This window comes from Shewanella sp. YLB-07 (genome assembly GCF_009377275.1).
Genome location: NZ_VOQB01000009.1, coordinates 249,282 through 260,883, shown reverse-complemented (window position 1 = coordinate 260,883; position 11,602 = coordinate 249,282). Strand labels below are relative to the sequence as shown.

The window sequence follows — 11,602 nt, the reverse complement described above, 5'->3', positions numbered from 1 at the left end:
AGCTAATCTTAAAAGCCGCTATATAGCGGCTTTTTTTTGTGTCAGATTTTTATATAATAGCGGTATAATTACATAAATATAATAGACAGAAACATATATGTTACCTAACGCTAAGTTGCCCAAGTTATCACATGAAAACACCCTCGAGCCTGAATACCTTGCCTTCTTAATCGCACTCGAACGCAGTGAGTTCAGCGGTGACATAGACAAGCGTTACAGTGCACGCTTAGCTCAGGCAACCGATAACTCTGTCTATCAATTTCTACCCCAGGCTGTTCTTTACCCCAGAAATCAACAAGATGTTGCCCTTGCCCTTTCGCTTGCTTCACGAAAAGAGTTTGATAGCGTGGTATTCAGTGCTCGTGGTGGCGGCACCGGCACCAATGGTCAGTCACTGACCCATGGTTTGATTTTAGATCTGTCCCGCTACCTCAATAGCGTGCTGGAGATCAATGCCGAGGAGGGCTGGGTGAGGGTAGAGGCCGGTGTGGTCAAGGATGCCCTCAACGATGCGCTCAAGGATCATGGCTTCTTTTTTAGTCCAGATCTTTCCACCTCCAACCGTGCCACCATGGGGGGCATGATAAATACCGATGCTTCCGGGGCTGGCTCGCTGGTCTATGGCAAGACTTCCGATCATGTACTCGAGCTATCCAGCGTGTTATATGATGGCAGCGTATTGAATACTTATGCAATTAAGCGTGAAAAACTGAAAAATGTCGAAGCGCTCACTAATAACCCACTAGGTCAGCAATTAATCGCTAAGATTGCCGATATGTGCAGTGTCAATCGTGGTGAGATAGAAACGCGTTTTCCTAAGCTCAATCGATTTCTCACCGGCTATGATCTAAAAAATGTCTGGAATGATGAACTCACCGAATTTAACCTGTCGCGTATTTTAACTGGCTCCGAAGGGACCTTGGCGGTGATCACCGAGGCTAAATTGGATATTACGCCTCTGCCTGATGTCCGCATGATGGTCAACATCAAGTATGACTCGTTCGAATCTGCGCTGCGTCATGCTCCCGAGCTGGTTAAAGCCAACGCGACAGTGGTAGAAACTGTCGATTCTAAGGTCCTCAATTTAGCGCAGCAGGATATTATCTGGCATTCTGTCTCAGACTTGATTAAAGATGTTCCTGGTAGTCGTATCGATGGCCTGAACATGGTGGAGTTTGCCGGTGAAAGAGAAGAGGTTGAAGCGAGAGTATCAAAACTTATCTCCAGCCTAGATGCCCAGCTAGCGGCAGGTTCTTGTGGCTTACTTGGTTATCAGCAGACCAGTGATAAAACCAGTATCAATATGATCTACGCCATGCGTAAGAAGGCGGTTGGCTTGCTAGGGGCGATGAAGGGGCGACGTAAGCCCATAGCCTTTGCCGAAGATACCGCCGTACCGCCGGAGAAGTTAGCCGACTTTATCATGGAATTTAGAGCCCTGCTCGACAGCCATCAGCTTCAATATGGCATGTTCGGTCATGTAGATGCCGGGGTATTGCATGTGAGGCCGGCGCTGGACATGTGTGATATCAATGACGAGAGGTTATTGAAGCGAGTTTCCGATCAAGTCGCTGAGCTAACCCTTAAATATGGCGGCCTTATGTGGGGCGAGCACGGTAAAGGAGTGCGCGGTGAGTATGGCCCGGCGGTATTTGGTCAGCATCTGTATGGCTTGCTCGAAGAGGTGAAGGGATTGTTCGATCCCCATAATAAACTCAATCCCGGCAAGCTGGTGGCGCCTAAAGGCACTGGTGCCTTGATCTACAATGTCGACAGTGCCAAACGTGGCAGCCTAGATCGACAGATCCCGATACAGACTCGAAATGCATTTCCCGATGTGATGAACTGTAATGGCAATGGCCTGTGTTTCAACTACAGCAGCTATTCACCCATGTGCCCTTCATTTAAGGCCACAGGTGACAGAGTCCAGTCGCCGAAAGGTCGTGCGGGTCTGATGCGAGAGTGGCTTCGCCTGCTTGAGAAAGAGGGGGTGGATGTCGTAGAGCTTGCGAAGCAAAAACCTCAGGGCTTGCTACAGAGGGCACAAAATAGCTTAAAAGCTAAGAGTGAATACGATTATTCACACGAAGTCATGGAGTCGTTGAAGGGCTGTTTAGCCTGTAAGGCCTGTGCATCTCAGTGTCCGGTTAAGGTCGATGTGCCTAAGTTCAGGGCACAATTCTTCAATATCTACTATCAAAGGTATCTGCGTCCGGCAAAAGATTATCTGGTGGCCGGCATCGAGGACTCTTTACCCTTGATGGCCATCGCGCCCAGACTCACCAATGCACTGGCGCAAAACAGCGTCAGTCAATGGGTGATCAAGAAATCCTTGGGTTATGTGGATGCGCCGGCTTTATCTGTGCCTACTCTGAAGCAGCAATTAGATGGTCATGCTTGCAGAGGTTATGATCTTGAGGCGCTGGAGGCGATAGACGATGATGAACGTCATCAATATGTCTTGGTGGTTCAAGACCCATTTAATAGTTTCTATGAGGCCGACACGGTTTACCATTTCATCAAGCTCATTGAAAAAATGGGGCTTAAGCCTGTGTTGCTGCCTTATAAACCTAACGGTAAGCCCATTCATATCAAGGGGTTCTTGGATAAGTTTGCCAAGACTGCTCAATCATCGGCAGATTTTCTGACCAAGTTGCACGCATTGAACATGCCCATGGTAGGCGTAGATCCGGCCATGGTATTGTGTTATCGCGATGAGTATCGGGAAGTTTTAGGTGATACCAGAGGCAATTTCGAGGTTAAACTGTCCAGCGAGTGGCTGCTTGAGGCGATAAAAACCATGCCCGAGGTAGGGGAGGCGCTCAAGAACACCAGTTTTACTTGGTTTAGTCATTGTACTGAATCGACTGCTAAGCCAAGTACTGGCGCCGAATGGAAGACGATTTTCTCTCACTTTGGTGCCAAACTTGACACTGTGAGTCTAGGTTGTTGTGGCATGGCTGGCACTTATGGCCATGAACTCGAGAACAAGGAGCGTTCTAAGTCCCTGTATGATATGTCATGGGAGCAGGCCATGAAGGCCGTGCCTCAGGAGCAAATATTGGTTTCGGGTTACTCTTGTCGAAGCCAGGTGAAGCGTTTTGGCGGTTTCAAGCCGAGGCATCCCGTGCAGGCGTTATTGAGCTTAATTTAATCATTGTTGAGTATGAGATAAAAAGGCTAGGTTACCCTGGTCTTTTTATTAGCCTTTCCACTGCCCTTTCTATTGGCCTTTCTACTGGTAATAAGGGGAGGGCGGCATAAGGAGATGAGATGAGTAAAACATCGGAAAATAGCAAGGCAGATAAAGTCGGTAGTGCATTGAAGCAGTTGAGGCAAGATAATGCCCTATGCACTGAAACTGTGTTATTTCATATCGACAATCAGGGGCAATGGTTTTACCAAAATGAACCCCTACCGACAAAATTTGCTCGTCTGTTCAGTAGTATTCTTCAGCGTATCGATGCAGAACATTTTTTGATCACGCCGGTTGAAAAGCTTAAGGTGTCGGTGGAATCTGTTCCTCTCATTATTGTTGATTATCAAGCGCTAGAAAGCGGCAGTTTTGAGCTGGTGACAGGCCTGGATACTTACTTTAATATTGAGGGTGTGAGCGCCTTTACCATTGAAGAGGATGGCGTCTTCGTTGAGCTATCTAATGGGCTGGCGGCCAAGCTCGGCAGGGCTTGTTATTACCGATTCGTAGAAGAGTATGTTCTTGAGTGAGCTGGTATAAAGAAAATCTAGGTTAACGCTTTGATGTTATATCGTTTTCATAATTAGTTTTGAGTATTGCTAGTTTCTTGTGAGCTTAGTGGTAGTATTAAATTAGGTTCTTATTGAATTGGAGGTGCTAGTTGAAACATTATGAAAGTCTTGGCTACTTGGTATCTCACTTGAATATTGACCTGCAAAATGCACTGGATGAGAAACTCAAACGATACCAACTCGATATTAAGCTTTGGCCGGTTCTTTTTGCTCTTTGGCAAGAGGAGGGGATAACGCAAACTGAGTTATCTAAGCGTTGCGATGTTGCTAACTACACCATGACTCGGTTATTAGACCAACTTCAGACACAAGGTTTAATCCATCGCCACCAAGAGGCCGACAATCGTCGTGCTTTTCAGATCTTTTTAACCGACATTGGCAAAGCCCTAGAACAAGATTTAATCCGTGAAGCCGAAAGGGTCAATGATAATTTTCTGGTCAATTTGTCTGAAGATGAGCAAGCGTCTTTTATCCTTATGCTCAATAAGATCAATCGCTTTCCCACCTGATCGGTTAAGATACCTGCCATTGGTCACAATAGGCACAGCTTCAAATGTCAAAATCCACTGTAATACTCGTCTTTTCTCTTATGCTGAGCGCATGCTCTGTTAATATTCAGAAAACTGCCGAACCGTCATCCATAAAGCGGGTGAGCGAGAAAAATACTGCCCAAATTTATGTCACTAAGGTCGAGCTTGCAAGGGGTTACACTCTGGTGGTGTCTGAAGGCCCGTTGGAACCGAGATCTATCGGAAGTGTTACCGTAAACTGTATCGGGATTTAAGCGTAGGAGACTTCGTCTCTGCAGTGTCATATCCCAGAGATGGGACGATATTAACGTCGTTATTGATTGAACATGGCACTCATAAACAAAAGCTGTCAATTACCACCATCACGGCAGGCAGTGGCAATTACCAAACTAGCCAGCTTATCTGCATCCAAGGTGAAAAGCTCAGCCTTTGCTAGCTCAGAGCGATAGAGGTGTATCCATCACCTTACTGGTTTAGTCTGATCCCTCTTATTGAATAAAGTGATCAATTTAATAGCAGCAAGAGTAAGCCTGACAATGTGGTGAAAATGACGAGATTTTGCAGCAACTGTCTACTCTTGCTCAGGTTCTCTTTCCCCTGGTGAATGCTAGTGATTAGACTGTTACTCTTATAAATTCGACAGATCATCTCTTCGGATGTTGGATCTATAAGTAATTGAAAACGACAGGGATTACCATCATTGAGCCGGATGTTGTGTTCACTGTTATGGCCAAAATTTAGTTTTCTTGAAACCCGTTTCCCATTGACAAAAACTTGCTCTAAACCACACCAGTTACTGGCCTGAAGTTCTATCATGTCTTGGTTGAGATCATACCTGAAAGTCACCATAGCATTTTCCTATGCGAGTAAACGAGCCTCTAAGTTAAGCTGACAAATATGACATTTTCCAGTACGGTTTGATTAAATTTCTATGTCTGACTTGTATCTATTTGCCTGCATTGAAAATTTATTTTTAGAAATAAAAAATGGGACAAAAAATTAATTTTGTCCCATCAATATAGTGAAAAAATCTGTAGTAATTTTACCGATATTTCCTATTTTTTTGCCGCTTCGATGATCTTGCGGGCCATCTCATCGGCAATAGAAGCGGTAGTGCGATCTTGCTCATCAGATGCAGTAAAAATAGTCATCAAGGTGTGGTAGATTTCTTCGACTTTTTTAGTCGATGCATTGGCATCATAGTCTTTTTCGAAAGAGACATTGATGATGCCACCGGCATTGATCACATAATCCGGCGCATAAAGAATCTCCAGTTCTTTTAGCTTCTCGCCGTGACGTGCTTCGGCTAACTGATTATTGGCACAACCTGCCACTATGCTGGCCTTAAGCAGTGGGATAGTCGTATCGTTAATCGTTGCGCCCAGAGCACAAGGGGCATAAATATCGACATCTTGATGATAGATATCTTGAGGAGCAACGACTATGGCACCAAATTCGGCGGCTGCCTTATCTAGAGAAGCCTGATGTATGTCAGTGACGATTAGCTCAGCCCCTTCCTCATGGAGGTGACGACACAGGTAATAACCGACATGGCCCACACCTTGGACAGATATCTTGAGTCCTTTGAGTGAGTCGACACCTAGCTTATGCTTCGCCGCCGCTTTTATTCCTAAAAAAGTACCCAATGCGGTGAAAGGTGATGGATCGCCACTTTTTCCTTCGAGTCCTGCCATGTAAGGCGTTTCTTCATGAGCGATCATGATATCTTTGGTCGACACCCCGACATCCTCTGCGGAGTAATATTTCCCCCCCAGAGCGTCGATGCAGCGACCAAAGGCGCGAAATAGGGCTTCACGGTCTTGAAGCTTAGGGTCTGCGATGATGACAGACTTACCGCCTCCCATGGTGAGGCCCGCGAGGGCGTTCTTATAGGTCATGCCACGTGATAGGCGTAACACATCGTTTAATGCCTCATCATCAGACTCATAATTCCACATCCTACAACCGCCAACGGCTGGCCCAAGATTGGTGTTATGAATGGCAATGATGGCTTTTAAGCCACTTTCCTTGTCTTGACAAAATACGACCTGTTCATGATCGTCGAAAGAGATATGATTAAATACAGCCACGTACTGTTCTCCACTTGGGGATGTAAACGCCAGAGCTCAAAGAGATGCTCCGACGGCTTGTTATATTTATTGCAGAACGATAGCATTTAGCGATACTCTCAACAAAGTAAAGATTCGGATTAATTGTGATCTGTGTGGCAATCTAGCTTTCCACTTTACGTCAACGTAAAGTAGTAGTGGTTTTAATGTCCAAATTGCATTAGCCAGCGAAGCGAAATCAATATGTTTACAATAATAAGATAGGAATTCAGTATGACGGAACAAGCAGTCGATCAAACTCAAGCGCTAACAGCAGAACAACAAGAAGAGCTGAGACAGGAGTGGATCAGAGAGCATTTTCAAAAGGCGAATAAATTCTTAGCTGAAAAAGGCATCATTCCTAGCAAGGTCATAGCCGATGAGAGCCGTTACCTGGCGCCCTACGTCGCGGTTTGGAAGATGCAGTCTAAGCAGCCTAAGAAGCAGACTTTTTGGGTGATGTCTGGCGATCTACCCTCGGATTATGTTGATGTAAAAGTGGCGGCAACAGCCCGTGAGGCATTGCGTCACTTCTCTATGATGTGGCAGTTGAAAGCGGAAAACTTACAAAAAAGTGGCGCCACAAGAGAGCCTACTCAAGCTAAATTTGCTCAACTTTTGGTCTCTAGAGCCGAAAGTTTGTACCACATTCATAACGATGAAAAACTCTGGGGCTAGTGGTAGATTATTCTCTGTTTTAAACACTGCACATAAAAATGGCACCTTATTTGAGGTGCCATTTTTGATTCTGCTAGCTTTACGTGAGCTAAGCCTAAAGGAACTCAGCTTAAGCTAGATAGTAATAGCCTAAGTTAAGCATAGTGAGCAGAAACTTTGTCACCTCTGCTGAGCGGATTAAGCCGAGCACTTTATCATTATCCAGACTCATCTGATTGGCGATATAGCTCAGCTCATCTTGGTCTATGTTTAACTTGAACTCCTCACCGTTAATGAATAAGCGTGATTGAGTATCGTCCTCGAGACTGATAACTTTTAAGCCTCCAATTCGGACTAACTGAGCACCTTCCGACAGGGCAGAGGTTAAATCTGCCGTCGAGTAATCTTGCTCTGGCTCGCACAAGTCCAACTCGAAACGGTTCTGACTCAGCAGTTGGCCTAACATCTGCTGGTAATGCTGAGGCTGTGCTAATAAGTCTTTGAGCAGATCCAGTATTCCTGTTTGATGGTCTATGGAAAGACTCGCTGGAAACTCAGGCTCATTTGCAGAGATAAAACGCTGTAAGCCCGTGTTGGTATCAAGCAGATGATCCGCCAGTCCACTCATCAGCTCTTGCTGACTCGGTGCTCTAAAGCCTATGGAGTAGCTCAAGGCCGTTGTGATAGTTTCCCCTCTGTGTGGGTAGCCAGGGGGGATATACAGCATGTCGCCTTTTTCCAGCACCACATCGATAATAGGCTCGAAGTCGTCGATGAGTGCGGTATGGGTATCGCCACCACGGGGAGAGTAATCTCCTCTCGCACCCACTTTCCAACGGCGTGTCCCATCTCCTTGAAGCAGGAAAACGTCATAGTTATCGATATGAGGTCCGACGCCGCCTCCAGGTGTCGCAAATGACACCATGAGGTCGTCGAAGCGCCAATCTGGGATGAATCTGAAGGCTTCGACTAATGAGACTGAATCCGGGTGCCAATGATTGACGGCTTGCACTAACAATTGCCAATTATCTTCACCAAATTGATCATATTCTTCTATGGGGCCCTGAATGATATCCCAGCCATCGCCTTTGGTTATGATAACCCGAGAGGAGAGCTCTTCTTCGCAGGCGAGACCCGCAAGCTCATCGGCGCTGATAGGATCGATAAAATCTGTGAAGGCATTTTTGATGACTAAGGGGGTCTGCTGCCAATGCTGTGCTAGGAAGTCTTGAGTATTGATATTCAGTTTATACATAGATGCTTATTGATAAGGTCATAAAAAAGGCGGTAAGGATAAGCTTACCGCCTTTGGTGTAGTTTGTCTTATAGACTATTAAAGCGTTACTTTAGTTCATCTACGAAGGCTTCGGCGCGGCCAATGTAGTTGGCTGGCGTCATCTTCTTAAGTTCAATTTTCACTTCAGCTGGAAGCTCCAGACCCTCGATGAATACGGCTAACTGCTCGCCATCGATACGCTTACCGCGAGTCAGCTCTTTAAGCTTCTCATAGGGCTTCTCGATGCCGTAGCGGCGCATCACGGTTTGAACTGGCTCTGCCAATACTTCCCAGTTTTTGTCCAGCTCGGCTCTAAGCTGAGCTTCGTTAACTTCCAGCTTGCTGATCCCTTTCAGGGTTGACTGATAAGCGATCAAGGCATGTGCCATGCCTACGCCTAAGTTACGCAGCACGGTAGAGTCGGTAAGGTCACGTTGCCATCTCGATACTGGCAGCTTAGCGGCTAAGTGCTGCATCAAGGCATTTGCTATGCCTAAGTTACCTTCCGAGTTCTCGAAATCGATAGGGTTAACCTTGTGAGGCATGGTTGAAGAACCAATTTCACCGGCTATGGTTCTCTGCTTGAAGTGGCCCAGTGCGATATAGCCCCAGATATCACGATCGAAGTCGATCAAGATAGTGTTGAAACGGGCGATGGCATCAAACAGCTCGGCGATATAATCGTGAGGCTCAATCTGAGTGGTGTATGGATTCCAGTTTATGCCCAGACTTGTGACGAAACGCTCGGATAATGTGTGCCAATCGACTTCAGGATAAGCTGATATGTGAGCGTTGTAGTTACCCACGGCGCCATTGAGCTTGCCCATGATTTCGACCGCTTGGATCTGCTTAAGCTGACGCTCCAGACGAACTACTACGTTGGCCATCTCCTTACCTAAGGTCGAAGGTGAGGCGGGTTGACCATGGGTACGGGACATCAGTGGCACTGTTTTGTGCTCGACTGCGAGTCCCTTGATGGCATCGATAACCTTCTGACAGTAAGGAGCCAGCACTTGCTCGCGAGCTTCGGTTAGCATCAGAGCATGAGACAGGTTGTTAATGTCTTCCGAGGTACAGGCAAAGTGAACAAACTCCCCGATAGCGGCCAGTTCGGCATTATCGGTAATCTGCTCTTTGATGAAGTATTCGACCGCTTTCACATCATGATTAGTGGTCGCTTCGATAGCCTTAACTCTCAGTGCATCTTCTTCACTGAAGTTATCTTTAATTTGATCCAGAAGGGCTAATGCCGTTTCGCTGAACGGTGGGACTTCAACTATTTCTGGGCAGCTGGACAACAGCTTTAGCCAGTTTATTTCGACTTGAACACGGTACTTGGTCAGGCCGTACTCGCTGAAAATCCCTCTTAATGAGGCGGTTTTACTACCATAACGACCGTCTACGGGAGAGATAGCAGTTAGTGCGGAAAGTTCCATTAGAAGCTCCTTAATGAACTTGACTTATTATAGGGTGAGGCTTTTTTTAGCTATATCGACTATTGTTTTTCTGGCGAAGACAAGGTGTCTACGCTTGCCTCCTAATTGGCGCCATAATACTGCGCTGCGCATGGCAGAGAGTAATAGGGCTCGGATTTTTTCCTGTACCTGAGACTGTTTCAGATATTCAGGGTTACCCGATATCTGGATTTTAGGACCTAAGTTACTGATAATATCGCTGTAGATGCCAGCAAAATTGGCAACTACCTGTTCATCTGTGATGGCGAAATGGTGCAGTTGACGGTGCACCTGATTGATTCTTTCGGCCAGGATCCCCATAGCATTACCTCGGGACAACTTGCGTTCCAGAGCCAAAATGCCAATAAGGTAACGTGTGACCTCTACATCTTTCTCTTTGCCGTCGCCTAACTGATTGACTATCAGTTGATAGCCTTTTCTTAGGGCAACTTTATCTGCGTAGACATCTGATGTGCTCTCAGGTTCAGTGACTAAGACCGTGTTCAGGCTGGCTGCGAGACTATCAGTATCAGCACTTCCGTGTCTGGCAATATGTTGCACCTGGGCGATGGCCTGTAAGATACCTGCGAAGGCCATTGTGCGTTCATTTAGTTGCTCGTTCACGGATTACTCTCTGATTAATGAGTCGATGATGCCGCCGCCTAAGCAGAGCTCACCAGAATAGAAGACAGCCGATTGGCCTGGGGTCACGGCCGCAACAGGTTCATCAAAAAGGACTCTTATTGTGTCTTCGCCTTTATCATTGGTTTCAAGGAACAGGGTGCAGGCTACGTCTCGTTGACGATAGCGGGTTTTTACCGTGATTTTTGCTTCATTGATGGGGCCTTTTCTGTCGACCCAGTGGAGCTGATCAGCATAAAAACCCACGGACATTAATCTCGGGTGAGTGCCACCTTGGCCGACGACTAAGACATTTCTGTCCATCTCTTTATCGACAACATACCAAGGGTCGTCATTACTGTTCTTCATTCCGCCGATACCTAGGCCTTTACGCTGGCCTAAGGTGTGGTACATGAGTCCCTGGTGCTTGCCGATGACTTCGCCTTCTGCAGTTTCTATATTGCCGGGCTGGGCAGGTAAGAAGGTGCTTAAGAAGTCGGTGAACTTTCGCTCGCCGATAAAACAAATTCCGGTACTGTCTTTCTTGTCATGGGTGATGAGGCCCATCTCTTTGGCTATCTCTCTGACTTCACTCTTCTCGAGCTCGCCCACGGGGAAGAGAGAACGGGCAATCTGCTGATGACTGAGCGTGTAGAGGAAATAGCTTTGATCTTTATTGCCATCGACACCACGTAGCATCTGACTTTGACCTGTTTCATCGCTGCGGCGTACATAATGCCCCATGGCGATATAATCGGCGTCGAGAATTTCATCGGCAAACTCGAGAAATGCTTTGAACTTGATCTCTTTGTTACAGATGATATCTGGATTTGGAGTTCGACCAGCCTTGTATTCGGCTAGGAAGTATTCGAACACATTGTCCCAATATTCGGAGGCGAAGTTGACGGTATGGAGCTTGATGCCAAGCTTGTCACATACAGCTTGGGCATCTTTTAGATCGTCTGCAGCAGCACAATATTCATCGGTATCATCTTCTTCCCAATTTTTCATGAAAAGGCCTTCGACCTGATAACCTTGCTTAAGTAGCAAGTAAGCCGAGACTGATGAATCAACACCGCCGGACATACCGACAATGACTTTTTTACTGCTATTTGCTGTGGGTTCGATAAATGCCATAGATCCTAAAACCATTGAATGTGTCTTTAATCGCTGATTTACTTAGAGAAG

Annotated in this window: 10 protein-coding genes; 4 read left to right on the top strand and 6 right to left on the bottom strand. The window is 46.3% G+C overall.

Annotated features, from left to right (window positions below; genetic code table 11):
- Nucleotides 1–97 precede the first annotated feature (97 nt).
- From FS373_RS20005 to FS373_RS19995, 3 genes are all read left to right on the top strand, one after another.
- Nucleotides 98–3,154: an FAD-binding and (Fe-S)-binding domain-containing protein gene (locus tag FS373_RS20005; protein WP_152830421.1), complete on the top strand. Its 3,057-nt coding sequence runs from the start codon at nt 98–100 to the stop codon at nt 3,152–3,154.
- 119 nt (nt 3,155–3,273) lie between these two features.
- A complete protein-coding gene (locus FS373_RS20000) occupies nt 3,274–3,726 on the top strand; it encodes a DUF1285 domain-containing protein (protein ID WP_152830420.1) in 453 nt (150 codons plus the stop codon).
- A 131-nt stretch (nt 3,727–3,857) separates the two neighbouring features.
- Complete coding sequence (locus FS373_RS19995; RefSeq protein WP_144046194.1) at nt 3,858–4,277, top strand: MarR family winged helix-turn-helix transcriptional regulator; 420 nt, start codon at nt 3,858–3,860, stop codon at nt 4,275–4,277.
- A 525-nt stretch (nt 4,278–4,802) separates the two neighbouring features.
- On the opposite strand, the gene FS373_RS19985 is transcribed toward FS373_RS19995, so the two are convergent.
- On the bottom strand, nt 4,803–5,147 hold the full coding sequence (locus FS373_RS19985; protein WP_152830419.1) for a hypothetical protein: 345 nt from the start codon (nt 5,145–5,147) through the stop codon (nt 4,803–4,805).
- A gap of 206 nt (nt 5,148–5,353) precedes the next feature.
- Entirely contained in the window at nt 5,354–6,388 is a 1,035-nt protein-coding gene (locus FS373_RS19980) for a Glu/Leu/Phe/Val dehydrogenase (RefSeq protein WP_322619538.1), read from the bottom strand.
- A 252-nt stretch (nt 6,389–6,640) separates the two neighbouring features.
- Between FS373_RS19980 and FS373_RS19975 the strand changes: the two genes are divergently transcribed.
- On the top strand, nt 6,641–7,084 hold the full coding sequence (locus FS373_RS19975) for a DUF4826 family protein (RefSeq protein ID WP_152830417.1): 444 nt from the start codon (nt 6,641–6,643) through the stop codon (nt 7,082–7,084).
- Nucleotides 7,085–7,193: 109 nt separating this feature from the next.
- Here the strand turns inward: FS373_RS19975 and FS373_RS19970 are convergent, their stop codons facing one another.
- The 4 genes from FS373_RS19970 to mnmA form a co-directional block, all read right to left on the bottom strand.
- The gene (locus FS373_RS19970) at nt 7,194–8,318 is read right to left on the bottom strand and encodes a cupin domain-containing protein (protein ID WP_144046198.1); all 1,125 of its coding nucleotides are present in this window, start codon (nt 8,316–8,318) and stop codon (nt 7,194–7,196) included.
- 86 nt (nt 8,319–8,404) lie between these two features.
- Nucleotides 8,405–9,775 carry an adenylosuccinate lyase gene (gene purB / locus FS373_RS19965; RefSeq protein WP_144046199.1) on the bottom strand — a complete coding sequence of 457 codons (1,371 nt, stop codon included), beginning with the start codon at nt 9,773–9,775 and terminating at the stop codon, nt 8,405–8,407.
- 27 nt (nt 9,776–9,802) lie between these two features.
- On the bottom strand, nt 9,803–10,417 hold the full coding sequence (gene hflD / locus FS373_RS19960; RefSeq protein WP_144046200.1) for a high frequency lysogenization protein HflD: 615 nt from the start codon (nt 10,415–10,417) through the stop codon (nt 9,803–9,805).
- Nucleotides 10,418–10,420: 3 nt separating this feature from the next.
- A complete protein-coding gene (mnmA, locus tag FS373_RS19955; RefSeq protein ID WP_144048926.1) occupies nt 10,421–11,551 on the bottom strand; it encodes a tRNA 2-thiouridine(34) synthase MnmA in 1,131 nt (376 codons plus the stop codon).
- Nucleotides 11,552–11,602: the final 51 nt, after the last annotated feature.